Origin of the sequence: Pseudooceanicola atlanticus, from assembly GCF_000768315.1 — a bacterium.
Lineage (GTDB): Bacteria > Pseudomonadota > Alphaproteobacteria > Rhodobacterales > Rhodobacteraceae > Pseudooceanicola > Pseudooceanicola atlanticus.
Genome location: NZ_AQQX01000002.1, coordinates 187,575 through 210,494, shown reverse-complemented (window position 1 = coordinate 210,494; position 22,920 = coordinate 187,575). Strand labels below are relative to the sequence as shown.

Annotated in this window: 25 protein-coding genes; 8 read left to right on the top strand and 17 right to left on the bottom strand. The window is 65.6% G+C overall.

Annotation, left to right across the window (positions count from 1 at the left end):
- Window positions 1-72: 72 nt before the first annotated feature.
- On the bottom strand, window positions 73-1,722 hold the full coding sequence (locus ATO9_RS05165; protein WP_043746276.1) for an electron transfer flavoprotein-ubiquinone oxidoreductase: 1,650 nt from the start codon (window positions 1,720-1,722) through the stop codon (window positions 73-75).
- A gap of 117 nt (window positions 1,723-1,839) precedes the next feature.
- Window positions 1,840-2,310, bottom strand: a complete 471-nt coding sequence (gene soxR / locus ATO9_RS05160) for a redox-sensitive transcriptional activator SoxR (RefSeq protein WP_043746272.1) — start codon at window positions 2,308-2,310, stop codon at window positions 1,840-1,842.
- A gap of 73 nt (window positions 2,311-2,383) precedes the next feature.
- On the opposite strand from soxR, the gene ATO9_RS05155 reads away from it, so the two are divergent.
- From ATO9_RS05155 to ATO9_RS05145, 3 genes are all read left to right on the top strand, one after another.
- Window positions 2,384-2,767, top strand: coding sequence for a VOC family protein (locus ATO9_RS05155; RefSeq protein WP_081979454.1), 384 nt, complete (start codon window positions 2,384-2,386; stop codon window positions 2,765-2,767).
- Window positions 2,768-2,874: 107 nt separating this feature from the next.
- Complete coding sequence (greA, locus tag ATO9_RS05150; RefSeq protein WP_043746266.1) at window positions 2,875-3,345, top strand: transcription elongation factor GreA; 471 nt, start codon at window positions 2,875-2,877, stop codon at window positions 3,343-3,345.
- Window positions 3,346-3,389: 44 nt separating this feature from the next.
- Window positions 3,390-4,415, top strand: coding sequence for a hypothetical protein (locus ATO9_RS05145; RefSeq protein WP_043746263.1), 1,026 nt, complete (start codon window positions 3,390-3,392; stop codon window positions 4,413-4,415).
- A gap of 27 nt (window positions 4,416-4,442) precedes the next feature.
- Here ATO9_RS05145 and mobB read toward each other — a convergent pair whose 3' ends face one another.
- Complete coding sequence (mobB, locus tag ATO9_RS05140; protein WP_043746260.1) at window positions 4,443-4,940, bottom strand: molybdopterin-guanine dinucleotide biosynthesis protein B; 498 nt, start codon at window positions 4,938-4,940, stop codon at window positions 4,443-4,445.
- Window positions 4,937-5,533 (bottom strand): molybdenum cofactor guanylyltransferase MobA, encoded by a 597-nt coding sequence (gene mobA / locus ATO9_RS05135; protein ID WP_043746257.1) that lies wholly within the window; start codon window positions 5,531-5,533, stop codon window positions 4,937-4,939. Before mobA ends, mobB begins: the two co-directional genes overlap by 4 nt.
- A 117-nt stretch (window positions 5,534-5,650) precedes the next feature.
- On the opposite strand from mobA, the gene ATO9_RS05130 reads away from it, so the two are divergent.
- A complete protein-coding gene (locus ATO9_RS05130) occupies window positions 5,651-6,373 on the top strand; it encodes an AzlC family ABC transporter permease (protein WP_043747359.1) in 723 nt (240 codons plus the stop codon).
- The gene (locus ATO9_RS05125; RefSeq protein WP_043746255.1) at window positions 6,373-6,699 is read left to right on the top strand and encodes an AzlD domain-containing protein; all 327 of its coding nucleotides are present in this window, start codon (window positions 6,373-6,375) and stop codon (window positions 6,697-6,699) included. Before ATO9_RS05130 ends, ATO9_RS05125 begins: the two co-directional genes overlap by 1 nt.
- A 12-nt stretch (window positions 6,700-6,711) precedes the next feature.
- On the opposite strand, the gene ATO9_RS05120 is transcribed toward ATO9_RS05125, so the two are convergent.
- The 5 genes from ATO9_RS05120 to ATO9_RS05100 are packed head-to-tail and all read right to left on the bottom strand — an operon-like array spanning window position 6,712 to window position 10,777.
- On the bottom strand, window positions 6,712-7,269 hold the full coding sequence (locus tag ATO9_RS05120) for a hypothetical protein (RefSeq protein WP_043746252.1): 558 nt from the start codon (window positions 7,267-7,269) through the stop codon (window positions 6,712-6,714).
- 43 nt (window positions 7,270-7,312) lie between these two features.
- Complete coding sequence (locus ATO9_RS05115; protein WP_043746250.1) at window positions 7,313-7,447, bottom strand: aa3-type cytochrome c oxidase subunit IV; 135 nt, start codon at window positions 7,445-7,447, stop codon at window positions 7,313-7,315.
- Window positions 7,448-7,504: 57 nt separating this feature from the next.
- Window positions 7,505-7,969 (bottom strand): DUF6173 family protein, encoded by a 465-nt coding sequence (locus tag ATO9_RS05110; protein WP_043746247.1) that lies wholly within the window; start codon window positions 7,967-7,969, stop codon window positions 7,505-7,507.
- Between the two features lie 40 nt (window positions 7,970-8,009).
- Complete coding sequence (locus ATO9_RS05105; protein WP_043746244.1) at window positions 8,010-9,053, bottom strand: MBL fold metallo-hydrolase; 1,044 nt, start codon at window positions 9,051-9,053, stop codon at window positions 8,010-8,012.
- Window positions 9,050-10,777 carry an acyl-CoA dehydrogenase family protein gene (locus ATO9_RS05100; protein ID WP_043746241.1) on the bottom strand — a complete coding sequence of 576 codons (1,728 nt, stop codon included), beginning with the start codon at window positions 10,775-10,777 and terminating at the stop codon, window positions 9,050-9,052. The genes ATO9_RS05105 and ATO9_RS05100 overlap by 4 nt, the downstream gene beginning before the upstream one ends.
- A gap of 132 nt (window positions 10,778-10,909) precedes the next feature.
- Here ATO9_RS05100 and ATO9_RS05095 point away from each other — a divergent pair, with 132 nt between their 5' ends.
- On the top strand, window positions 10,910-11,851 hold the full coding sequence (locus ATO9_RS05095) for an L-threonylcarbamoyladenylate synthase (protein ID WP_043746238.1): 942 nt from the start codon (window positions 10,910-10,912) through the stop codon (window positions 11,849-11,851).
- A 14-nt stretch (window positions 11,852-11,865) separates the two neighbouring features.
- Here the strand turns inward: ATO9_RS05095 and ATO9_RS05090 are convergent, their stop codons facing one another.
- Window positions 11,866-12,432 carry a YqgE/AlgH family protein gene (locus tag ATO9_RS05090; RefSeq protein WP_043746235.1) on the bottom strand — a complete coding sequence of 189 codons (567 nt, stop codon included), beginning with the start codon at window positions 12,430-12,432 and terminating at the stop codon, window positions 11,866-11,868.
- A gap of 145 nt (window positions 12,433-12,577) precedes the next feature.
- On the opposite strand from ATO9_RS05090, the gene ATO9_RS05085 reads away from it, so the two are divergent.
- The gene (locus ATO9_RS05085) at window positions 12,578-13,384 is read left to right on the top strand and encodes a protein-disulfide reductase DsbD domain-containing protein (protein ID WP_081979453.1); all 807 of its coding nucleotides are present in this window, start codon (window positions 12,578-12,580) and stop codon (window positions 13,382-13,384) included.
- A 5-nt stretch (window positions 13,385-13,389) separates the two neighbouring features.
- Here the strand turns inward: ATO9_RS05085 and ATO9_RS05080 are convergent, their stop codons facing one another.
- From ATO9_RS05080 to ATO9_RS05060, 5 genes are all read right to left on the bottom strand, one after another.
- Window positions 13,390-16,794, bottom strand: a complete 3,405-nt coding sequence (locus tag ATO9_RS05080; protein WP_043746232.1) for an efflux RND transporter permease subunit — start codon at window positions 16,792-16,794, stop codon at window positions 13,390-13,392.
- Between the two features lie 3 nt (window positions 16,795-16,797).
- Window positions 16,798-18,261 carry an efflux RND transporter periplasmic adaptor subunit gene (locus ATO9_RS05075; protein ID WP_043746229.1) on the bottom strand — a complete coding sequence of 488 codons (1,464 nt, stop codon included), beginning with the start codon at window positions 18,259-18,261 and terminating at the stop codon, window positions 16,798-16,800.
- A 120-nt stretch (window positions 18,262-18,381) separates the two neighbouring features.
- Window positions 18,382-18,912: a molybdenum cofactor biosynthesis protein B gene (gene moaB, locus ATO9_RS05070; RefSeq protein ID WP_043746226.1), complete on the bottom strand. Its 531-nt coding sequence runs from the start codon at window positions 18,910-18,912 to the stop codon at window positions 18,382-18,384.
- Entirely contained in the window at window positions 18,909-19,520 is a 612-nt protein-coding gene (locus ATO9_RS05065) for a LysE family translocator (RefSeq protein ID WP_202902117.1), read from the bottom strand. The genes moaB and ATO9_RS05065 overlap by 4 nt, the downstream gene beginning before the upstream one ends.
- Window positions 19,520-20,332, bottom strand: a complete 813-nt coding sequence (locus tag ATO9_RS05060) for a uracil-DNA glycosylase (RefSeq protein ID WP_043746219.1) — start codon at window positions 20,330-20,332, stop codon at window positions 19,520-19,522. Before ATO9_RS05060 ends, ATO9_RS05065 begins: the two co-directional genes overlap by 1 nt.
- 154 nt (window positions 20,333-20,486) lie before the next feature.
- Here ATO9_RS05060 and trpB point away from each other — a divergent pair, with 154 nt between their 5' ends.
- On the top strand, window positions 20,487-21,740 hold the full coding sequence (gene trpB, locus ATO9_RS05055; RefSeq protein ID WP_043746217.1) for a tryptophan synthase subunit beta: 1,254 nt from the start codon (window positions 20,487-20,489) through the stop codon (window positions 21,738-21,740).
- 142 nt (window positions 21,741-21,882) lie between these two features.
- On the opposite strand, the gene ATO9_RS05050 is transcribed toward trpB, so the two are convergent.
- Together ATO9_RS05050 and ATO9_RS05045 are read right to left on the bottom strand one after the other, a co-directional pair.
- A complete protein-coding gene (locus ATO9_RS05050) occupies window positions 21,883-22,419 on the bottom strand; it encodes a tetratricopeptide repeat protein (RefSeq protein WP_043746214.1) in 537 nt (178 codons plus the stop codon).
- A 113-nt stretch (window positions 22,420-22,532) separates the two neighbouring features.
- The gene (locus ATO9_RS05045; RefSeq protein WP_043746210.1) at window positions 22,533-22,913 is read right to left on the bottom strand and encodes a DUF2237 family protein; all 381 of its coding nucleotides are present in this window, start codon (window positions 22,911-22,913) and stop codon (window positions 22,533-22,535) included.
- Window positions 22,914-22,920: the final 7 nt, after the last annotated feature.

Below are 22,920 nucleotides of genomic sequence, written 5' to 3'. Positions count from 1 at the left end.
CGGGGGACGCATCGCGCCCCCCGCATTTTTCGAATTGTGACGCCGGCGCACAACCGACCGGCGATCATTTGCTTACATATTGGGGTAATTCGGGCCGTCGCCGCCCTGCGGCGTGGTCCAGTTGATGTTCTGGGCCGGGTCCTTGATGTCGCAGGTCTTGCAGTGGACGCAGTTCTGGAAGTTGATGACGAACTTGGCCGGTTTGCCCTCTTCCTCGACGAATTCGTAGACGCCTGCCGGGCAGTAGCGGGCCGAGGGGCCGGCATATTTCGGCAGGTTGTCCAGCACGGGGACGTTTTCGTCCTTCAGCTTGAGGTGCGCGGGCTGGCTTTCCTCGTGGTTCGTCATGGAGAACGACACGTTGGTCAGGCGGTCAAACGACAGCTTGCCATCCGGTTTCGGATAGTCGATTGGCTTGTGGTTCGCCGCGATTTCCGTCGCCTCGGCGTCGGATTTGCCGTGCTTGAGCGTGCCCAGCAGGGAAAAGCCCAGCGTGTTGGTCCACATGTCGAAGCCACCGATCGCCAGCGATGCGGTCAGGCCATACTTGGACCAGAGCGGCTTGACGTTGCGGACCTTCTTCAGGTCCTTGCCGATCGCGCCGGTGCGGACCTCGGTTTCGTAATCGTGCAGCTCATCGCCCGAACGACCCGCCTTGATCGCCTCATGCGCGGCCTCTGCGGCGGCCTTGCCCGACAGCATGGCGTTGTGGTTGCCCTTGATCCGCGGGACGTTGACCATGCCCACGGTACAGCCCAGCAGCGCGACGCCCGGTGCCACCATCTGCGGCATCGACTGGTAGCCACCTTCGCTGATCGCCCGCGCGCCATAGGCGACACGCTTTCCGCCTTCCAGCAGCTCCGCGACCATCGGGTGATGCTTGAACCGCTGGAATTCCATGTAGGGGAAGAGGTGCGGGTTCTTGTAGTTCAGGTGAACCACGAAGCCGATCAGCACCTGGTTGTTTTCGAAATGGTAGATGAAGGACCCGCCCCCCGCTTCGGAGCCGAGCGGCCAGCCCATCGTGTGAGTCACGGTGCCTTCGCGGTGCTTGGCGGGGTCGATTTCCCAGATCTCTTTCATGCCGAGGCCGAATTTCTGCGGGTCCTTCCCGTCGGACAGGCCGTATTTGTTGATGACCTCCTTCGACAGGGACCCACGCACGCCTTCGGACAGGAAGACATACTTGCCGTGCAGTTCCATCCCCGGCTCGTAGCCCGGGCCCTCGGTGCCGTCGGGGTTGCGGCCGAATTCACCGGCGACGACGCCTTTGACGTCGCCCTTCTCACCATAGACCAGCTCGGAGCAGGCCATGCCGGGGAAGATCTCGACGCCCAGTTCCTCGGCCTGTTCGGCCATCCAGCGGCAGACATTGCCCATCGAGACGATGTAGTTGCCGTGGTTGTTCATCAGCGGCGGCATCGGGAAGTTCGGCACGCGCAGTTTGCCCGCTTCGCCCAGCATGTAGAAATTGTCTTCCTTGACCGGCACGTTCAGCGGCGCGCCCTTTTCTTTCCAGTCGGGGATCAGCGCATCCAGGCCCGACGGGTCCAGCACGGCGCCCGAAAGGATATGCGCCCCGACCTCGGAGCCCTTTTCAAGGACGACGACCTCGAGATCGGCGTCGAGTTGCTTCAGGCGGATGGCGGCCGACAGACCGGCAGGGCCGGCGCCCACGATGACCACATCATATTCCATCGTCTCGCGCTGCGTCTCGGACATGTTCTTTCCTCTCCCCTCCGGGGTCGTTTGCGAAATTTTCTTTCGCTGTGAATATCGCGCCGCGATGCAGCGGGTCAATCGCAACAGAGCGTCATTCCGTGCCTTTTGATGCCGAAATCATCCATTTTCCGGCGTGACGGGGTCGGCTTTGTCCCCCATCAGATATCTCGGCCCGCTGCCATGCCGTGCCGCACGGTCGTCGGGATTGTACAGGCTGCACCGGTCAAGGGACAGGCAACCGCACCCGATACAACCATCTAGGTCATCCCGCAGTTTTTCCAGCGTCGCGATGCGCTGATCCAGATCGGCCCGGTACAGCGTCGACAGCTTGCGCCAATCTGCGGCGGTCGGGGTGCGGCCCCGCGGCAGGGCCGACAATTGCTGCCGGATCTGGGAAATCGAAAAGCCCAGTTTCTGTGCGATCATGATGAAGCTCAGCCGCCGGATGTCGGCCTTTTCGAACTGGCGCTGCCCGCCGGGGCCGCGGCCGGGGTCGATCAGGCCCTGATCCTCGTAATAGCGGATGGCGGATGGCGCCAGGCCGGTGCGGTCGGCGATGGTGCTGATCGGTAAGCCTCTGGTTCGCATAGGATCAATTCCGTTGCCCTCAAGTTAACTTGAAGGAGTAGCCTGTCTCAAAGGATGGAGGAAAGGAAAAATCATGATCCGCCTGGAACACGCGAATGTCACCGTATCCGACCCCAAGGCCACCGCCGCCTGGCTGAGCGACGTCTTCGGCTGGCACATCCGTTGGGAGGGGCCGGGGATGCAGACGGGCCACACGGTGCATATCGGCACTGATGACAGCTATGTCGCGCTGTTTTCCTACGGGGATGCGAAACCGTCGGCCACGGATCGCTATCGGACCATCGGCATGCTCAATCACCTCGCCGTCTTCACCGAGGAAGACATCGACACGGTCGAGGATCGGGTGCGCGGGGCCGGGTTCAACCCGATCAATCACAACGATTACGCACCGGGACGGCGGTTCTATTTCCATGACGGCGACGGTATCGAATGGGAGGTCGCATCGCATCAGGGGTAACGCAAACCCCTTGCATTTCAGTACCCGTTTGAGCGAGGTTGTCTGAACCTGATAAAGAGCGAAGGGGCCTGTAAGCGGGCCCCTTCGTCGTTGCCGCGGAGAGAGCAATGGAAAAGATACCGATGACCCGCGAGGGCTTTGTCGCCCTGGAGAGCGAACTGAAGCATCTCAAGAGCAAAGAACGCCCCGAGATCATCAAGGCGATCGCGGAGGCCCGTGAACTTGGCGACCTGTCCGAGAATGCCGAGTACCATTCCGCGCGCGAAAAGCAGTCCTTCATCGAGGGCCGCATCAAGGAGCTGGAAAGCGTCCTGTCGCTGGCCGATGTCATCGACCCCAAGACCTTGTCCGGCTCGGTGAAATTCGGTGCGAAGGTCACCGTCGTCGACGAAGATACCGACGAGGAAAAGGTCTGGCAGATTGTCGGCGAATACGAGGCCAATATCGAAAAGGGCCTTCTGAACGTCAAATCGCCGATCGCGCGGGCATTGATCGGCAAGGAAGAAGGCGATTCGGTGGAGGTCCGCACACCGGGTGGCGAGCGGTCCTATGAAATCCTGAAAATCGACTATAGTTGAGCGGAATAGCCGCGAATCTTCGCCGCCCAACGGACCAGGACGACATGCCCGAACGCCCCGAATCGCGCCCGACCCCCCTTGGGGTCTACGACAAGCCGACGCGCGAACGCATGTCCCCTGCCGAAGCAATCGCGCTGATCCTGTCGGTGCTCTGGCTGTTTGGCGCGGGGCTGTTCTTCCTGCTGTTGCAGGACCCGAACGTCCAGAGCAATGCGAGCTTCGATCCGCTGAACTTCGTGATGGTGCTGCTGGCGATCTTCATGCCGGTCGCGCTGGTCTGGGTGGCGGCAACGGCTGCCCGCTCCAGCCGCGTGGTACGCGAGGAAAGCCGCCGCCTGCATTCCGCGATAGAGGCGATCCGCACCTCCTATCTGGCCGAGGTTCAGAAGGGGATGGGGCGTGCTTCGGACGAATCCATCGCCAAGAAGCTGGACGAGATCGCGGATGCACAGCGCAAGACGGAAACCGCGCTGGCGACCTTCCATTCGACCCGCGCGGTCGAGGCCGCGGCCCGCGTTGTGCAGGCCGAACCCGAACCGGCCGCCGCCGAAGGGCAGGCCGATCTGCCGCTGGAACTGGGGCCCGAGGCGAACCGTCCGCCGCTGGCACGTGATGTCTTTGTCAGGGCGCTGAACTTCCCCGAAACCGCCGAGGACGAGGAAGGTTTTGCAGCCCTGCGCAAGGCGTTGAAGGATCGTCAGGCGGCGAACCTGATCCAGGCGGCGCAGGACGTGCTGACCCTGCTCAGCCAGGACGGCATCTACATGGACGACCTGCGCCCCGACCTGGCGCGGCCCGAGATCTGGCGCCGCTTTGCCCAGGGCGAACGGGGCCGCGTGGTTGCGGCGCTTGGCGGTATCCGCGACCGGTCCTCGCTGGCCCTGACGGCGGGGCGAATGCGGCAGGACCCGATCTTCCGCGACGCGGCGCATCACTTCCTGCGCCGGTTCGACCAGATGTTCGTGGAATTCGAACCGACCGCCACCGACCAGGACATCGCGGAACTGTCGGAAACCCGTACCGCCCGCGCCTTCATGCTCCTGGGCCGTGTGGCGGGGACGTTCAACTAGGGGGCTGGTCCCCAAGGTTATTGGCAATCAGAGTGACAGGTCGCCGGCGATGAAGTCGGCAATGGCGCGCGTATCGTCCAGGTCGAAGACGGGGCGATCCAGTACGATGGCCTCCGGCTGATCGCTGGCCAGGGCGCGCACGGTCGGATCGTCGCCGGCGAAGGGGGCCTTGCCTGTCACCTGCCTGTGCGCCTCGATCTTGGGATGAGTGCCGGTCTTGTAGCCTTCGATGAGCAGCAGATCGACCGGGCTCATCCGCGCGATCAGGTCTTCGAAGGGCGGCTCGGGCGCGTCGCACAGCTCGTGCAGCAGCGCCCAGCGAGACCCCGAAACCATCAGCACCTCCTGCGCGCCGGCCTCGCGGTGGCGATAGCTGTCCTTGCCGGGTTGATCCAGGTCGACCCGGTGATGGGTGTGCTTGACCGTCGACACGGTCAGGCCACGCGCGGTGAATTCGGTCACCAGACGCTCCATCAGCCCGGTCTTGCCGGAATTCTTCCATCCGGCCACGCCGTAGAGTTTCATATTGCGGCTCCGATCAGGTCCTCGGCGTGGCGAAGATCCTCTGGCGTGTTGATGTTGAAGAAGGGGTCTGGTCGGGTCGCCGGGAAATCGCAAGGTATCGCGCCCTGGGCCTCTGTCCAGTCGGTGACGCGGCGGATGCCGGCGGCAAGGGCGGCGGCAAGGTCCTGGCGCAGGTGCACTGGCCACAGCCCCACAACCGGATGCAGCCGCCCGCCGCAGGAGGCGATGACTGGCCCCTCATGCCCCTCGGCATGCAGCATCAGTTGCGGGATCAGGTCGCCCGGCAGGAATGGCGTGTCGATGGCCACGGTCGCCACATGCGTCGCCCCTTGCGCCGCCGCCCATTCCATCGCCGCGCGGATGCCGGCCAGCGGGCCGGGGCGATCGGCGTCGAGGTCGGGGACAAGGGGCAGGCCCATGGGAGCGGGATGATCCGCCGGGGCGTTCAGCGCGATATGGTCTGTCTGCGGCTCAAGCCGGTCCAGCAGATGCGCCAGCAGGGGACGCCCCGCCAGCATCAGCGTGGATTTGTCGGCGCGGCCCATGCGTCGGCCAGCGCCGCCGCTCAGAATGACCAAGGGGGGCGCGGTCACCGGGTGACCGTCGCAAATCTGCGCAGTGCAAAGGCGGAGTTGTGAGGCATGGGCAATTGCATCGGCCGGGCGCTGGACGTAGGTCGGTTCTGTTATCCAGTCTATGAGCTTCCCGCCATGTCCTCCACACCCGATTCCGCCTTTTGGCAGGGTTTCCGCGACGGTCTGCCCTATCTCCTCGTCGTGGGGCCGTTCGGCATGCTGTTCGGCGTCGTGGCGACCGAAGCCGGGCTGAACGTGTTCGAGGCGCTGACATTCTCGGTCATGGTGATCGCGGGGGCGGCGCAGTTCACCGCGCTGCAATTGTTGCAGGACGGCGCACCGACCATCGTCGTCATCCTGTCGGCCCTTGCGGTCAACCTGCGGATGGCGATGTATTCGGCTTCCCTCACGCCGCATATCGGCAAGGCGCCGATGTGGCAGCGGGCCGTGGCGGCCTATTTCACGGTCGATCAGAGCTATGCGATCTCGATCACGACGTTCGAGAAGAACCCGGATTGGTCGGTGGCGCGGAAGGTGTCGTATTTCTTTGGTGTCATAACCCCGGTTTGCCCTATGTGGTACGTGCTGACGCTGGTCGGGGCTATCTTGGGCAGTGCGATCCCGCCCGAATTTGCGTTGGACTTCGCCCTGCCGATCACCTTCATCGCGATGATCGCACCGATGCTGCGCTCCCTGCCGCACCTGTCGGCGGCCACCGTTGCGGTGGTGATGGCGCTGGTCTGCGCGCCGCTGCCGCTGAACCTGGGCCTTCTGGTCGCTGCGCTGCTGGGCATGATGACCGGCGCGCAGGTCGAATTGTTCGTGGAACGCCGCAAGCTGAAGCAGGAGGCCGCGTGATGGATAACGATCTGCAGCTCTGGATCGTGATGATCGCGCTCGGAATCGGCAGCTTTGGCCTTCGGTTCGCCTTTACCGGGCTGGTGGGCGACCGGCAGATGCCGGAATGGCTGCTGCGGCACCTGCGTTACACGGCGGTGGCCGTGCTGCCCGCGCTGGTCGCGCCGCTCGTCGCTTGGCCGGCCGCTACGAATGGCGAGGTCGACCCGGCCCGCCTGCTTGCGGCCTTTGCGGCGTTGATTGTCGGGTTCGTCAGCAAACGTGCAATGGCGGCGATCCTTGCGGGGATCGCGGTGCTTTACGTGATGCTCTGGTGGCTGGGCTGAACCAGCCGCCGGTCAGTCGTTTTCCAGGTAAGTCTGACCCTGCACGCCGGGGAAATTGACCAGCTGCTCTTCCAGTTTTTTCGGATAGTAGGTCTGTTCGATCGACTCGAAGCCCGGCAGAGATTTCAGGATCGAAGAAGTGCTGGCCGCGCAATGTGCTGCGGCAACCGGCCCATTGGCCTTGACCATCTGCAACGCCATTTCCGCGACCTGTGCCGAAACCGGGATGGTCTGGGTGGTCACCAGGAATTCGGTCCGGGCATGGGCGCTGGTAAAGGCACGGTCGACTGCGGGAGAGAACCCGTAGATCACGTCACCGGACCGGACGATATCCTGCGCCTCGAACCCGCCAGCGGGGTCAAACAGCACGGTTTCGGAGCCATTGACCGCCAGCGCCGTATGGGCGCCGGAGTTGGTTCGGCGGTTGACCACCGTGTAAAGCTTGAGAGAGGGCGCAGCAGAGCTGCGATAGGCCAGGGGCGCCAGTTGTTCCGGCGGCAGTACGTCGGGGTTCCGGGTACAGGCCGCCATCACGGAAATCGCCGCCAGGGCAAGAAACAGGCGTTTCATCGTCGTCTCCTGTCCGGGCGGATATTGGCGCCCGCTGAGGGGTTTAGCTGTTGAACAGCGCCAGGAAGATCAGGATCCCGATGGAGATACCGGCAACCCAGGTGGATGCCTTGATGAATCCTTCGAAGGTCTTTTCCTGAACTTCGATATCCATTTCACCGTGCTTGTGGTCGGCCATGGTACAATCCTTTCAGATTTCAGTCGAACGGGTGATTAGCGGATTTGTCGGGTCCTGTCACGCCTCAGGCGCGTCCTGCGTTGTCTTTTCGAGACTTTGTCGCAGGCGGAACCCGATCCGGTTGGGCTTTGCCTCTTTCACCATCTTCGGCATCGCGCGCAGCAGCACCGACAGCTGGCTGACATGCTGGATCAGCTGGGTCTTACCGCCCACCGGATCGCGGCCATAGAAGGTGACGATATCGGGATCGAAAAAGCCCATGCCCTCGATCCGCAGAACGCCAGCCTCGCCGCCGGCAAAGCCCATGGCGACCTCGTGTTCCGAATCCAGCGTTTCCTCGAAATTCTGGATGTAGAGAATCAGGCGTTCATAGGCCCATTCCGCCGGGCTTTTCTGCTTGGCGGGCTTGGCGGTGACGTGATCGGGCCGGTCCTCCTGCTCGCCATCGGGCAGCGCGTCGTAGCGGCGGGGCAGGGCGTCGGCCTCGTGCGCCTCGGCAGAGGTGGCGATGTCGTTGTCCATCAGGGGCTCCTTGATTGCGTCGCGGGACCCGGAAGGGCCGTCAGATCGCCTGCCAGAGGAACGCGCCATCCTCGCGCAGAGTGCGTGAGGCCCGGCCGATCTTGTGCAGGTGCTGAAGGTGAGCATAGGCCTCGACCATCGCAAGACCATAGATCTCGTCGACGATTTCCCGCTTGAACAGCGGAGAGAAGCATTCGACCGCCGTTTTCGGCTCTGCGATGTGATCCACCAGGCGGTTCAGGCCGCTATGGTGGTTCTCTATCAGGTCGTTCATGCGACGCGGCAGGCCGGTGAAGGGCAACTTGTGACCACCGATGACCAGGTGATCCTCGTGGGCCAGTTGCTGCAGGCGTTCGCAGGCCTCTAGCCACTCGGCCAGCGGATCGGCTTCGGGTTCGGCGGGCTGGACACCGACATTGGGGCTGATCGTCGGCAGCACCTGATCGCCCGCGATGACGAGGTTGTCGTCGCGCGACCACAGGGTCACATGTTCCGGCGCGTGGCCGTTGCCCATGTGCACGTCCCAGTCGCGGCCACCGGCGCGGATCACGTCGCCCTGCTGGATCCGGACATGACCGACGGGCACGCGGTGCACGATATCGGCAAAGTTGAAGGGCCGTTCGCTCTTGCGCTTTTCCAGACGTTCGGGCGGCATCCCGGCCTGCACCCAGTACCGGATCGCCGCCGGAGAGGGGGTTTCCTCTTCGTCCAGCACCAGCATCCGGGTCAGCAGGTAGGTGGTGCGCGACGCCCAGTGTTCTGCGCCGTGTTTCTCCATGAACCAGCCCAGCATCCCCACGTGGTCGGGATGGTGGTGGGTCGAGATCACGCGCCCCACCGGCTTGCCCTTGAGCGGCCCGGCCAGGTTCTGTTCCCAATAGCCGACCGTGGCCTTGGTGTAGGACCCGGTATCGACCAGGGTCCAGCTGTCGCCGTCATCCAGCGCCACCACGTTCACCCATTTCAGGGCCATGGGCAGCGGGATCGACAGCCAGAGCACGCCTTCGGCGATTTCGACCGCCTCACCGGGGGCGGGGATTTCGGGCCAGGGGAAGTTCAGCGGTGCGTGTTTGGATGGGCTCACGCAGACAACTCCTCGGCTGTCAGCGCATACAGGTCCTCGGCCCCGCAGGTGGCGTGGGCCAGGTGACCGACATGCTCGGGCAGCAGACGGTTGATGTAGAACCGGGCGAGGCGCGTCCGCGGGCCGTCGCCATCTTCGGTCATCGCGGCCTTCAGGTGGTAATGCGCGCCCAGCACACGGGCAAAGCCCATCAGGTAGGGCACCGCGCCGGCGAAACGGTCGTTCAGGTCGCCCTGGGCGATCATCCATTCGGTCGCTTCGCGCAGGGTTTCCGCGGCTTCCCACACCGCGCCGCCCAGTTCCGGCAGATCGGCGCGAGCGGTTTCGGCCTGGGCCTCGATTTCTTCGATCAGGGTGGTGGCCATTTCACCGCCATCCATCATCTTGCGGGCGACCATGTCCATCGCCTGGATGCCGTTGGTGCCCTCGTAGATCGCGGTGACACGGACATCGCGGCTGTATTGCGCGGCGCCGGTTTCCTCGATGAAGCCCATGCCGCCATGGACCTGCACGCCCATTTCCGACACGCGCATCCCGGTTTCGGTGCCGAAGGCCTTGGCAATCGGCGTCAGGAAGGCCGCGCGGGCGCCCCATTCCTTTTCGCCGGTGGCGGTTTCCATGTCGATGGCAACACCGCAGGCCAGCGCGATGGCGCGGGCGGCGAAGGTGTCGGCCTTCATCGTGGTCAGCATGCGGCGCACATCCGCATGGTCGATGATGGTGCCGGTGCCGCCGGGCTTGCCGTCGAGCGGCGTCTTGCCCTGCTTGCGGTCCATTGCATAGGCGAAGGCATGTTGCAGCGCGCCTTCGGCGACGCCGATACCCTGGATGCCGACACCCAGGCGGGCGTTGTTCATCATGGTGAACATCGCGGCCATGCCCTTGTTTTCTTCACCGACCAGCCAGCCGATCGCGCCGTCGAACTGCATCACGCAGGTCGGCGAGCCATGCAGGCCCATCTTGTGCTCCAGCGATTGGACGCGAAGGCTGTTGGGATCGCCCAGCGACCCGTCCTCGTTGACCATGTACTTGGGCACCATGAACAGGCTGATGCCCTTGGTGCCGGGCGCTGCATCGGGCAGGCGCGCCAGGACGAGGTGGCAGACATTGCCACCGAAATCGTGATCGCCCCAGGAGATGTAGATCTTCGTCCCCGTGACCGCGTAGGACCCGTCGCCGTTCGGCACGGCCTTGGACGACAGCGCGCCCACATCCGATCCGGCCTGCGGTTCGGTCAGGTTCATCGTGCCGGTCCATTCGCCCGAGATCAGCTTGGGCAGGTAGGTTTCCTTCATCCAGTCGGGGGCGTGGTGATCCAGCGCCTCGATCTGGCCCTGGCTGAGCAGCGGGTTCAGACCAAGCGACAGGCAGGCGGCCGAGAACAGGTCGTTGACCACGCAGGTCAGGGTCTGCGGCAGGTCCATGCCACCGTGATCGGCAGGGGCGGAAAGGCCCAGCCAGCCGCCCTCGGCAATCGCCTTGTAGCCATCGGCAAACCCCTTCGAGGTCCGAACGACACCGTTTTCCAGCACAGCCGGGTCCAGGTCGCCGTTGCGGTTCAGGGGCGCCAGAACCTCTTCGGACAGCTTGCCGACCTCGGACAGGATCGCCTCGACCGTTTCGGGGCTGGCCTCGCCATAGGCGTCGGTCGCGGCGACCTTGGCGAAATCGACGATCTCATCCAGCAGGAACCGGTATTCGGAAACAGGGGAGCGAAATGGCATGGGGTCCTCCTCGGCGATGCGCGCCGCGCTTGGCAAGCAATGTGCCGTCTTCTATGCACGTCTTTGATAGGGAAGGCTAGCCACCCCGCCGCCCGCTTCAACCCCAAACGCGGCGTCACGGAGAATGCCCCAATGACCGAATTGCTGCGACCCGACGATGCCGGATTATCCCGTGCGGCTAGTCTGTTGCATGAAGGACAGCTGGTCGCCATGCCGACCGAGACGGTCTATGGACTGGCCGGAAACGCGGCCGATGACCGGGCCGTCGCGGCGATCTACGAGGCCAAGGGGCGGCCCTCCTTCAACCCGCTGATCGCCCATGTCAGCGACATCGCAATGGCCGAGGGGCTGGTCGAAATGTCGGATGCGGCGCGCGCGCTGGCGGCGGCGTTCTGGCCCGGCGCCTTGACGCTGGTTCTGCCGCTGCGCGCGGGGGCGAAAGTGTCGCCGTTGGTCACGGCGGGCCTGTCCACGCTGGCCGTGCGCATGCCCTCGCACCCTGTGGCCCGCGCCCTCCTGTCGACCTTCGGCGGGGCCGTGGCCGCCCCCTCGGCCAACCCGTCCGGCCGGATCAGCCCGACCGAGGCCGCGCATGTCATGGCCGGCCTCGACGGTCGGATCGCGGCGGTTCTCGACGGCGGGGCCTGCACCATCGGAGTGGAAAGCACCATCGTCGGATTCGACGAGACCGGGCAGGCCGTTGTCCTGCGCGACGGCGGCATTCCCGAGGAGGCACTGGCGGAGGTTCTGGGCCATCCGGTGGGGCACCGGGCCGAGGGCGCGGCGATCAGCGCGCCGGGGCAGCTCCTGTCGCATTACGCGCCCGAAGGGGCCGTGCGGCTGAATGTCACCGTGCCCGAACCGGGTGAGGTCATGCTGGGCTTTGGCCCGATGGCCTGCGACCTGAATCTGTCCGAAAGCGGGGACCTGGCCGAAGCAGCGGCCAACCTGTTTCGCCATTTCCATGCGCTGGATGCCATGGGGGCCGGCCGGATCGCGGTGGCCCCGGTACCGGAAACCGGGCTGGGCCGGGCGATCAACGACAGGCTGCGCCGCGCCGCCGCGCCACGGTAAGGGTCAGGAACGGATCAGGCGTGGCCCGCGACCGATGACAGGCTGAGCGCGCTGATCTTCTCGTTGGCCAGCGCGGCCTCCCATTTGCGGGCGTCGGGTGTGCCAAAGATCAGCTTCATCGGCGCCTCGCCGACCAGCCAGGCGTTCTGGGCGATCTCGCCCTCCAGCTGGCCTGGACCCCAGCCGCAATATCCCAGCATGACCAAGGCGATGTCGGGGCCGGTGCCTTCGACCAGGTCCTCGATCACGTCCAGCGTGCCGGTCAGCGACACGTCGGGCGTCACCGGCATGGTGGAAATCGCGCTGCTGTATTCGGAGGAATGGAGGACGAAGCCGCGCTCCGTTTCGACCGGGCCACCGGAATGGATGGGGCAATTGTCGGCGTCCGAGGGTTCTTCCAGCCCCAGCTGGGCGGACAGATCGCGCAGGGAAACATCGTCGGTGGGCAGGTTGATCATCAGGCCCATGGCGCCTTCTTCGGAATGCGCGCACAGAAGGATGACGCTGCGGGCGAAGCGGTCGTCTCCCATTTCAGGCATGGCAATCAAGACCTTGCCGGCAAGTTGTGTCGTCGGTTCCACTCAGCCCATCCAGTGTTTCGGCGCCTGGCGCTGACCATTAACTTGATGCTTTTGCGCGTCGGTTTCAACGCAATTTGACGCTTTTGATCGTCTCGCCGGAATGTGAGTTGGCATTGATCGCGGGAATGCGCATTTGATACCTACCATGAAGATGATCCGACGCCTTACCACCCTGATCGCTGCGCTGGCCGCCGTGCCGGCCCTTGCGAATCCCTATGACGCACATGTCTCTGCCCGGCTTCTGCCTGGTTGGCAGCAGGCGGACGGGTCGCATGTGGCCGCGCTCGAGGTGACGCTGTCGGATGGCTGGAAGACCTATTGGCGTGCGCCGGGCGATGCCGGGGTACCGCCGGTCTTTTCCTGGTCCGGGTCGCGCAACGTGCACAGCGTTCAGGTGATCTGGCCACGGCCCGAGGTGTTCTACCAGAACGGCATGCGCTCCATTGGGTATTCCAAGCGGATGGTCCTGCCCCTGCGGATCGAACCGCGCGGCAATGGCGGGCAGATGCAGCTGGATGGCGACATCCAGATCGGGATCTGTTCCGATGTCTGCGTGCCGATGACCCTGTCGCTGGACGCCGTGCAGCTGCCCGATCAGGGGCGCCGCGATCCGGCCATCGCCGCCGCGCTGGCCGACCGGCCCTATTCGGGGCGCGAGGTCGGGCTGCGTGACGTGTCCTGCGCGGTTGAACCGGGGCCCAAGAAGATGCGCCTGCGGGCCGAGATCGACATGCCCGCCATTGGCGGCACGGAACATGTGGTCTTTGAAACCTCCAACCCCGCGATCTGGATCGCCGAGGCCAAGACCCGCCGCGAGGGCAACCGCCTGATCGCCGAGACGGAGCTGATGCAGATGAACGGCCAGCCCTTTGCGCTGGACCGGTCGGGGCTGCGGCTTACCGTTCTGGGGGCGGATCGCGCCGTCGATATCCAGGGCTGCCCGGCCCGCTAGGCCGGTTACGCCCGCGCCCCGCGCCGCCGCAATCCATAGGTGATTGCGGTGATCGCGTAGACCCCCAGCACCACCAGCGCCGCACCCAGCACGAACAGCGCCAGCGCAAGGGCCATCACCGGCAGCCCGCCGGGCAATGGCAGCACCGTGGTGATCGGCGTCGGCAGCTCTCCGGTCCAGGCGGCCCAGCCCATCGTCGCCACAAGCCAGCCACCGATCAGCGCGGTCGCGATGCCGTTGGCCGATCGCAATCCGGTGGCACGACGGGCCGTCAGGCTGCGGCGCCAGGACGTGGTCAGGCGCGCGACATCGTCCTGCACGGCCAGCAGGGCAGGCACGATCATCAGGACCAACACCATGCCAAAGCCCAGCCCGTAGACCAGCGTGATGACCGTGGGCCGCAGGAACTGCGCCTGGCTGGATTGCTCGTAAAGCAGCGGGGCCAGCCCCAGCACCGTGGTCAGAGTGGTCAGCATGACCGGGCGCAGCCGGTCCGCCGCACCGTCGATGATCGACGGAACAAGGCCCCGTTCCTCGGCATATTCGTCGATCGTGGTCACCAGCACGATGGAATCGTTGATGATGATCCCGGTCATGCCCAGCAGGCCGACCACGGTGAACATCGACAGCGGCACCTCCCACAGGTGGTGGCCGTAGATCGTGCCGACGAGGCCGAAGGGAATGATCGCCATCACGACCATGGGCCGGGTCCAGCTGGAAAAGACCCAGGCGAGGACAAGGTAGATACCCAGCAGGACAAGGATCAACCCGGTCGCGGCATCTGTCAGGAAGTCGTTCTCCTGCTCGCTCAGGCCGGACATGCGCCATTCGACCTGCTGTTCGCTGGCGATGGTGGGCAGGATGTCCTGTTGCAGGATGCGCATGATCTCGGCCGCGCGGGCGGGGTCGTCTTCCGAGATATCCCCGTTGACCGAGATCAGCCGAATGCCGTTTTCGCGCCGCACGGTGGAGAACCCGGTGCGGTTCTCGACCTGCACGATGTCGGCCAGCGGCACGTAGCCGCCCGAGGCGGTGCGCATCTGGGTGCGGTCCAGGAAATCGGCTGTCAGCTCTCCTTCGGGCAGCTCCACCCGGATTTCGGCAGAGCGGGGGCCGTCGGGATAGGTCGCGGCCTCGATCCCGTTCAGGCGGTTGCGCAGCACGCGACCAAGCTCGTCGATGGTAAAGCCGAGCGCCTGTCCCTGCGGGGTGAGCTCCAGGATCAGCTCTTCCTTGTCATAGGCCAGGTTGTCCTCGACCGCCGACACTTCGGGGAAGGGCAGGAGCGCGTCCTTCAACGCCTCGCTTGCCGCCTTCAGGGTCTCGGCGGAGGCCCCGTAGAACTGCACGTCCAGCGCGTCACCGGCGGGGCCGGAGCGCCAGCCGCGAAAGCTGAGTTCCTCGACCATGGGGTGGCGTTCGATCCGGTCCTGCAGCACGCCCAGGAATGCGAAGGAGGAGTAGGGCCGGTCATCGGGGTCGATCAGCTCGATCGCGATGGAGCCCAGCTGATCGGGCTCCTTGCTGTCGGATCCGGAGAGGCTGCGCCCGGTATTTCCTCCGATCTCGGCGATGGCGTAGTCTACGGGGTTGCGGCCATATTCGGCCTCGTATTCCGCCGCGACCTCTTCTACGGCGCGCTGCATGGCGCGCATCTGTTCCATCGCCTCTTCGCGGGTCGCGCCCTCGGCCATCATGAAGTTGCCAGAGATCGAGCCGCGTTCAGGCGAGTTGAAGAACCGCCATTGCACGTCGCCCTGGATGAACAAGGCGGCCTGGCTGGCAAAGGCCACGACGACACCGGCCAGCACCGGGTAGCGCGCCTTGATGACGCCCGCCATGAAGGGCCGGAACAGCGTGTCGCGGACCCAGCCAAAGCCCCGGTTCACCTGCCGCGAGGGCCAGTCGTACCAGTGCTTTTCGCCCGAATGGGCCAGCGCGTGGGACATGTGGCGCGGCAGGATCAGGAAGCATTCCACCAGCGAGGCGATCAGCACCACGATCACGGTGAAGGGGATGTCGGCGATCATTTCGCCGAACCGCCCGCTGATCGCCGTCAGCCCGAAGAAGGCGATCACCGTGGTCAGCGTGGCGGAAAAGACCGGCAGGGCCATCCGCTGGGCCGCGCGTTCCGCCGCCACGACCGGGCCTTCCCCCAGCTTGCGCACCCGCGCGTCGGCATGTTCGCCCACGACGATGGCGTCATCGACGACGATGCCCAGCGTGATGATCAGCGCGAACAGAGAGATCATGTTCAGCGTCAGGCCCGCCAGGTACATGAACGCGATGGCCGACAGCATCGCCACGGGAATACCGGCGGCCACCCAGAAGGCGGTGCGGGCATTGAGAAACAGGAACAGCAACACCAGCACCAGCCCGAGGCCCATCAGCCCGTTATCCAGCAGGATATCGAGCCGCCCGGTGATCGCCTCGGCCCTCGTGCGGATCAGGTCAATGGAACTGCCCTGCGGCAGGGTCGGCTCCATTGCGGCGGCGACTTCTTCGACCTGGCGCTGGATCTTGATCGCGTCGCCCTGTTCCGAGCGGTCCACGCGTACCGAAACGGCGGGGTTTTCGCCCACGAAATAGCCGCGTTCCCGCGCCGTGCCGAAGACCTGGATATTGGCCACGTCGCCGATGGTCAGCGAGGATCCGTCGGGGTTGGAGCGCAGCACGATCCCGGCGATTTCATCGGCCGACCGTTTCTCGACCCCGGTGCGGACGCGGGCATTGGCGCCGGTGACGTCGCCGGCGGGGTCCGCGTTCACCTCTGCGGCGATGGCGCTGGCGATCTCGGCCATGGTGATGTCGCGGGCGATCAGGTTGACCGAGGGCACCTCGACCAGGGTCTGCGGTGCGGCGACGCCGCGGATCGTGGTGCGGGTCACGCCCTCGGCAAAGAGGCGGGTGACGAACTCATCCGCGAAGCGTCCCAGCTGATCGGGACCGACGGGGCCGGTGATGACCACATCCGTGACCCGGTCGCGCCAGCCGCCGCGCCGGATCACCGGGTCTTCGGCCTCTTCGGGCAGGTTGGTGACCGCATCCACCGCAGTCTGCACGTCGTCGCCTGCGCGGGACATGTCCCAGCCCGGTTCGAATTCCAGCCCGATCGAACCGCGCCCCTCGGTCGAGCGGCTTTCAGAGCTTTCGACCCCTTCGACCGCCAACAGCGCCGGTTCCAGCAATTGCACGATGGCGGTGTCGATATCCTCGGCCCCCGCGCCATCCCAGCGGACGGAGACGTCGATGCTGTCGGACACAATATCGGGGAAGAACTGCGCCCGCATCCGCGGTACGGCGGTCATGCCCGCGGCCAGCAGGATCACCAGGAGAAGGTTCGCCGCGGTCCGGTGGCGGGTGAAATAGCTGAGGATCCCGCCGACCCCGCCCTTGACGCCGCTGGCCATGGATCAGCCCCCCATCCGGGATTCGATCCGCGCCACCATCGAGGCCGGGACCCGGTCGCTTTCCAGCTGCGTCAGGATGCGGGTCTTCACGTCCTCGGGCAGGCGTCTGCTGGCGGTGATGAAGGCGCGCAGCTTGTCGCGCCGCTCGGGCGTCAGTTCGACGAAATCGGGCTGGGCCTCTTCGGCCTCGACCGCGCCGCGGGGGCGCAGGGGACGGACCTTGATCCCCGGCCCCAGAAGCGGCGAGCGCTGCGACACGACTTCGCGCCCGGCCAGAGCCTCGGCCCGGACCAGCACGTCATCACCCTGGCGCCGCATCAGGTCGACATCGAGGGTTTCCAGCCGTTCATCCTCGGTCAGGACCAGCACGGTCTGGGAGGCATCGACGGCGGTGGCGGGCAGGCGGATCACGCGCTCCAGCGGGGGTTCGGTGATCTCGACCGTGACGAAATCGCCGGGCTTCAGGCCGCGGGCCGTATCGAGGCGGGCAAAGATCAGGCGGCCGGTCTGGCCATCGCCGACCGCTGCGCTGTCGCGGGTGATCGTGCCATCGGTACTGAGCGCGATGCCCTGCACGTCCAGCATCACGGTGACATCGGCGCGCAGCAGGTCGCCATCGCTGTTCAACAGCCGCGCATATTGCGAGGTGGACACGCGAAACGCGACCTCAAGCGCGTTGGCATCGACCAGCTGGGCCAGCTGTTCGTTGGCCGACACCAGCCCGCCTTCGACCGCCGTGACCTCGGACAGGGTACCGTCGAATTCGGCAGTGATGGTCGTGTCGTCCAGGTTTCTTTGCGCCTCGTCCCGGGCGATGGTCGCGCGGGACAGCGTGGTTTCCGCGTTCTCGATCCGGGTTTCGGCCTGGGCCAGCGCATTGCGCGAGGACAGCACGGCCTGTCGGGCAGAGGCGGCAGAGAGTTCCGCATCCTCGACCAGCGCCTCGGTCCCGACGCCGCGGTCACGCAGATCGACCTGGCGCTGGAAGGCGCGTTCGCGCAGGGCGGCCTGTTCCTCGGCTGCGGTGAGGGTGTCGCGGGCGATCTCGAGCGCACGGTCGGCGTCGCGCACCGCGATCTCGGCATCGCGCAGGTCGTTGCTGGCGCGGTCCAGTTCCGATTGCGCATTGGCCGGGTCGATCCGCGCCAGCACCTGGCCCGCACGGACCGTCGCGCCCTCTTCGAACGTCTCGGCCAGTTCGATCACCGTGCCCGTGGTCGCGGCGCGGATTTCCAGCGTGCGGCGGCTGCGGACCTCGCCGAAGGCGGTGAGGATCGGGGTGATCGTTTCTTCGCGGGCCTGAACGACGTTGACGGCAAAGACCCGTTCGCGGGCCTGGGGCATGCGCGGTTCATCGGCCAGCCGGGTTTCCACCGCGTCCCGCACCAGCGCGGCGGCATAGACCACCAAGCCAAGTGTGACCGCGATCAGGAAAAGCCCGGTCAGGCTGTGTCGTATGAAGCGCATCTTGCCAGTCCAATCAGGGCCCGTCCGGGCCAGGTCTTATAAGGTAACACCCGGCCCCGCAGAACCAAGCCACGATGGTGTTACGCAGCTTGATACGGTTTCCGTCGCGGATCGGGGCAATTATTTTCGACGCAGGTGTTCGTCGAGCCGGGGCATGATTTCCACGAAATTGCAGGGCGCGTGGCGGTAATCGAACTGGTGCAAGAGGATCTCGTCCCAGGCGTCCTTGCACGCCCCCGTGCTGCCGGGCAGGGCAAAGAGGTAGGTGCCGCCGGCCACGCCGGCCGTTGCACGGGATTGCACGGCAGACGTGCCGATCTTCTTCATCGACACGATGGTGAAGATCGTTCCGAAGGCGTCGATCTCTTTCTCGTAGACGTCGCGATGCGCCTCAACCGTGACGTCGCGCCCGGTCAGGCCCGTCCCGCCGGTCGAGATCACGGCGTCGATGGCCGGGTCGGCGATCCAGTCGCGCAGCTGCGCGCTGATCCTGTCGCGGTCGTCGGTGGTGATGGCGCGGGCGGCCAGGCGGTGGCCTGCCGCCTCGATCCGGGCGACCAGCGTGTCGCCCGAACGGTCATCCTCGGGCCCGCGTGTGTCGGAGACGGTGAGCACGGCGATGCCGATGGGAATGAAGGATTTTTCGGTCATTTGGTCTCTGCAAGGGCAAGGCGCAGGGCGAGCAGGGTGAAGACCCCGGCGCTGACGCGCCCCAGCCAGCGGGAAAATTGCGCCGATCGGGCCAGGCGGCGGCCCGCGCCGCCCGCCAGGTGCCCGACCGTGCCGTTGATGACGAAGCCGCCCGCGCCGAGCGCCGCCCCGAAGACCAGGAATTGGGGCATGAGCGGCAGGGTCGGGTCGACGAATTGCGGCAGGAAGGCCAGCACGAACAGGATCACCTTGGGGTTGGTCAGGTTGACGATCAGCCCCTCGCGAAAGGCGTGGGTCGGTGTGTCCTCGGGCACATCGGCGCGGCCGGATTTCAGCGATTTCACCGCCAGCCACAGCAGGTAGGCAACCCCGACCCAGCGGATCAGGTCCAGCAGCGCCGGATGCGCCGCGATCAGTGCAGCAAGGCCCAGACCGGCCACGGCGGCGTGGATGAACGCGCCGAGTGCGATCCCGCCCGAGGCGCGCCAGGCCGCGACCGGCCCGCGTCGCAGACCTTGCGCAAAGCAGAACATCATGTCCGCGCCGGGCGTCAGGTTCAGGGCCAGGCTGGCGGGCAGAAACGCCAGCAGGGTCAGCGGATCGAGGATCAAGAAGCACCCCCCAGCCGCGCCCGGATCGCCAGCAGATCCGCCCAGGCGTCGCGCTTGGCATGGGGCTGGCGCAGCAGGTAGGCGGGATGGGTCATGGGCATGGCGGGGCGGCCGAAGGCCTCGGCCCACTTGCCGCGCAGGCGCAGGATACCCTGCCGGCCCAGACCGGCGCGGCAGGCGATATTGCCCATCAGAACAATGACATCCGGGTTCGCCAGCTCGATATGTTTCTGCACGAAGGGCAGCATCATCGCGATCTCTTCGGGTTCGGGGTCGCGGTTCTGCGGCGGCCGCCAGGGCAGGACGTTGGTGATATAGACCGCGCGGTCCGGGGTGTCGGTGGTACGGTCCATCTCGATCGCGTCCAGCATCCGGTCCAGCAGGCGCCCGGCGCGGCCGACAAAGGGACGGCCTTCGCGATCCTCGTCGCGGCCCGGAGCCTCGCCCAGGATCATCAGGCGCGCGGCCGGATTGCCGTCGGAGAAGACGAGGTTTCGTGCCCCACGCTTGAGCGCGCAATGATCATAGCCCGCCATCGCCTCGCGCAGGGTGTCGAGGCTGGTGGCGGCGGAGGCGGCGTGGCGGGCGACCTCGACCGCGTCGATCTCGGTCCGTTCCTGGACCTGTGGGGTGGCGGCGGTGCGGCTGTCGCGGGCGGGTTCCTTGGCCTTGTTGGCGGCCGCTTCGGCATCCGCCTTGGCCACGGCAAAGCGGTCGACGGGGGTGTCCCCGATCGCCTCGTCCGCGCCCAGTTCGATCTGCCAGTCGAGCAGGGCCTTCGCGGTATGCCAGTCCAGTGCCGATTCCATGGCCGGAGGTTACGCCGAACCGCGGGCGGGGGAAACTGGACGGTTTGAGGCGCTGTGCCGCGTGCCCGACGGGCCACGAAGGCAAACTAGGGCTGGAATTTGCAGGACGTCACGCTTAATCACGGCCAGAGAGCTTTGCGCAGGGGATGGGCCGATGGCTGACGATCTATACAACTCCTTCATGAATGGCCCCGACGAAAAGGGCCGGTTCGGAGAGTTCGGCGGACGCTTCGTTTCGGAAACGCTGATGCCGCTGATCCTCGATCTGCAGGCGGAATACGACCATGCCAAGGACGATCCGACCTTCTGGGCCGAGATGGACGACCTGTGGAAGAACTATGTCGGGCGTCCGTCGCCGCTCTATCATGCCAAGCGGCTGAGCGAGCATCTGGGCGGGGCGAAGATCTATCTCAAGCGGGACGAGCTGAACCATACCGGCGCGCACAAGATCAACAACGTGCTGGGCCAGATCATCCTGGCCCGCCGCATGGGCAAGACCCGGATCATCGCGGAAACCGGTGCCGGGCAGCACGGCGTGGCAACGGCCACGGTCTGCGCGAAATTCGGTTTGAAATGCGTGGTTTACATGGGCGCGCACGATGTGCGGCGCCAAGCCCCCAACGTGTTCCGCATGCGCCTGCTGGGCGCGGAGGTGGTGCCGGTGACCAGCGGTCGCGGCACGCTGAAGGACGCGATGAACGATGCGCTGCGCGACTGGGTGACCAATGTGCGCGACACGTTCTACTGCATCGGCACCGTGGCCGGGCCGCACCCCTATCCGGCGATGGTCCGCGACTTTCAGTCGGTCATCGGCAAGGAAGTGCGCTGGCAGCTGGCAGAGCAGGAAGGCGAAGGTCGCCTGCCCGATACGGTGATCGCCGCGATCGGTGGCGGGTCCAACGCCATGGGCCTGTTCTATGAATTCCTGGACGAACCTTCGGTCAAGATCATCGGGGTCGAGGCCGGCGGCAAGGGCGTGAACGACAAGATGGAACATTGCGCCTCGCTGACCGGCGGGCGCCCGGGCGTGCTGCATGGCAACCGCACCTACCTGTTGCAGGACGAGGACGGGCAGATCCTCGAAGGCTATTCCATCTCGGCCGGTCTGGATTATCCGGGCATCGGGCCCGAGCATTCCTGGCTGCACGATGTAGGCCGGGCCGAATATGTCTCGATCACCGATATGGAGGCGCTGGAGGCGTTCCAGCTGTCCTGTTCGACCGAGGGCATCATCCCCGCGCTGGAGCCTTCCCACGCGCTGGCCCATGTCATGAAGATCGCGCCGGACCTGCCCCAGGACCATATCATCGTGATGAACATGTGCGGTCGTGGCGACAAGGACGTGCAGACCGTGGCGCGCTACCTGGGCTTCGACATGTCCGACACGGAAGGCCGCGAGGCGGACTGACCTGCCGTCCGGCGCTGTTCGGTTTAGCCGCCGGGCGGTGCGGATGGCCGGCATTTCGACAGGAACGACGAAGGCTGCCCCGGGTCAGGCCCGGGGATGACGCAGCCGGGTTTCGTCGAGCGACGGGCCCCCGACGAAACCCTTAATAATTCGTGTACTCACCGCGCAGCGCCATTTTCAGCGATTCATGCGCCCAGCTGCCTGAGCCGCCCTTCGCCTCGATGATCTGCAACTGCGTCAACGCCTCGTCCCGGCGGTCTTGGGTCAGGAGGCCCTGAGCCATGTAGGAGCGGGCCAGCAGGTTGTCCGGGTCGATGGCCAGAGCGCGCTGATAGGCCTGCATCGCGCCGTCGAAATCCCCCATCTCGCGCAGGGCGAAGCCGCGATAGGTCAGGAAGCGGGGGCTGTCCTTTGCCTTGGCCCCGTCGATGACCTTGAGCACGGAGGCCGGGCGACCGGCATAGGCCAGTTCGCGCACGGCCTGGTACCGCTGGTCGTCGTCCAGGTCGAGCGAGGCGGATTTCACGCAGCCGTCCTTTTCCTTGTCGAAGACATAGCCGTCCGGGCACTCGGTCGAGGTCTCGGTCGGTTTGGGCGGGCTGTCGTCATCGCCGACCGCAAGTGCGGCTCCGGCGAGGAAGGGCAGGGCGAAGAGGGCGGCGGTGAGGGTCTGGCGCATGGCGGGCTCCGGTGACGTGGGATGGCACCACGGTAGCATCCGGGCCGAGTCGTTGCGAAATTTTTCCCAGACCGGCCGGGTTCCGCCGGTCCTGTGGCGTTTGGGCGGGGCGCTCAGGCCTGGCTGTCGTAGCGGCGCAGCACGTCGAACGGCACGATTTCCAGCGCGCGCTGATGCGTCCCGGCAAGGTTCACCTGCGGCGCGCAGCCCTCGTCATGGGCCTGCAGGAACCGGCCCGCGCAGAGGCACCAGCAATCGCCGGGCTTCAGGCCGGGAAAGGCAAAGGCGGGAATCGGGGTCGACAGGTCGTTGCCCACGTATTTCGAATAGGCCAAAAATTCGGCGGTCATGACCGCGCAGACAGTGTGGGACCCCTGATCCTCGGCACAGGTATTGCAATGGCCGTCGCGGAAGAAACCGGTCACGGGCCGGGTGGAGCAAGGGGCGAGCGCCTCTCCCAACACGTTGAGGGAGGGGTCTTTTACGGGGGGCATGGTGGCT

Coding starts and splice junctions, on each gene's coding strand:
- ATO9_RS05115 (WP_043746250.1), bottom strand. CDS start 7,447: ATGGCCGACCACAAGCACGGTGAAATGGATATCGAAGTTCAGGAAAAG.
- ATO9_RS05125 (WP_043746255.1), top strand. CDS start 6,373: ATGGATAACGATCTGCAGCTCTGGATCGTGATGATCGCGCTCGGAATC.
- trpB (WP_043746217.1), top strand. CDS start 20,487: ATGGCTGACGATCTATACAACTCCTTCATGAATGGCCCCGACGAAAAG.
- ATO9_RS05145 (WP_043746263.1), top strand. CDS start 3,390: ATGCCCGAACGCCCCGAATCGCGCCCGACCCCCCTTGGGGTCTACGAC.
- ATO9_RS05080 (WP_043746232.1), bottom strand. CDS start 16,794: ATGGCCAGCGGCGTCAAGGGCGGGGTCGGCGGGATCCTCAGCTATTTC.
- ATO9_RS05085 (WP_081979453.1), top strand. CDS start 12,578: ATGAAGATGATCCGACGCCTTACCACCCTGATCGCTGCGCTGGCCGCC.
- soxR (WP_043746272.1), bottom strand. CDS start 2,310: ATGCGAACCAGAGGCTTACCGATCAGCACCATCGCCGACCGCACCGGC.
- ATO9_RS05100 (WP_043746241.1), bottom strand. CDS start 10,777: ATGCCATTTCGCTCCCCTGTTTCCGAATACCGGTTCCTGCTGGATGAG.
- greA (WP_043746266.1), top strand. CDS start 2,875: ATGGAAAAGATACCGATGACCCGCGAGGGCTTTGTCGCCCTGGAGAGC.
- ATO9_RS05045 (WP_043746210.1), bottom strand. CDS start 22,913: ATGCCCCCCGTAAAAGACCCCTCCCTCAACGTGTTGGGAGAGGCGCTC.
- ATO9_RS05130 (WP_043747359.1), top strand. CDS start 5,651: ATGTCCTCCACACCCGATTCCGCCTTTTGGCAGGGTTTCCGCGACGGT.
- ATO9_RS05165 (WP_043746276.1), bottom strand. CDS start 1,722: ATGTCCGAGACGCAGCGCGAGACGATGGAATATGATGTGGTCATCGTG.
- ATO9_RS05110 (WP_043746247.1), bottom strand. CDS start 7,969: ATGGACAACGACATCGCCACCTCTGCCGAGGCGCACGAGGCCGACGCC.
- ATO9_RS05155 (WP_081979454.1), top strand. CDS start 2,384: ATGATCCGCCTGGAACACGCGAATGTCACCGTATCCGACCCCAAGGCC.
- moaB (WP_043746226.1), bottom strand. CDS start 18,912: ATGACCGAAAAATCCTTCATTCCCATCGGCATCGCCGTGCTCACCGTC.
- ATO9_RS05075 (WP_043746229.1), bottom strand. CDS start 18,261: ATGCGCTTCATACGACACAGCCTGACCGGGCTTTTCCTGATCGCGGTC.
- ATO9_RS05050 (WP_043746214.1), bottom strand. CDS start 22,419: ATGCGCCAGACCCTCACCGCCGCCCTCTTCGCCCTGCCCTTCCTCGCC.
- ATO9_RS05095 (WP_043746238.1), top strand. CDS start 10,910: ATGACCGAATTGCTGCGACCCGACGATGCCGGATTATCCCGTGCGGCT.
- ATO9_RS05120 (WP_043746252.1), bottom strand. CDS start 7,269: ATGAAACGCCTGTTTCTTGCCCTGGCGGCGATTTCCGTGATGGCGGCC.
- ATO9_RS05060 (WP_043746219.1), bottom strand. CDS start 20,332: ATGGAATCGGCACTGGACTGGCATACCGCGAAGGCCCTGCTCGACTGG.
- mobB (WP_043746260.1), bottom strand. CDS start 4,940: ATGAAACTCTACGGCGTGGCCGGATGGAAGAATTCCGGCAAGACCGGG.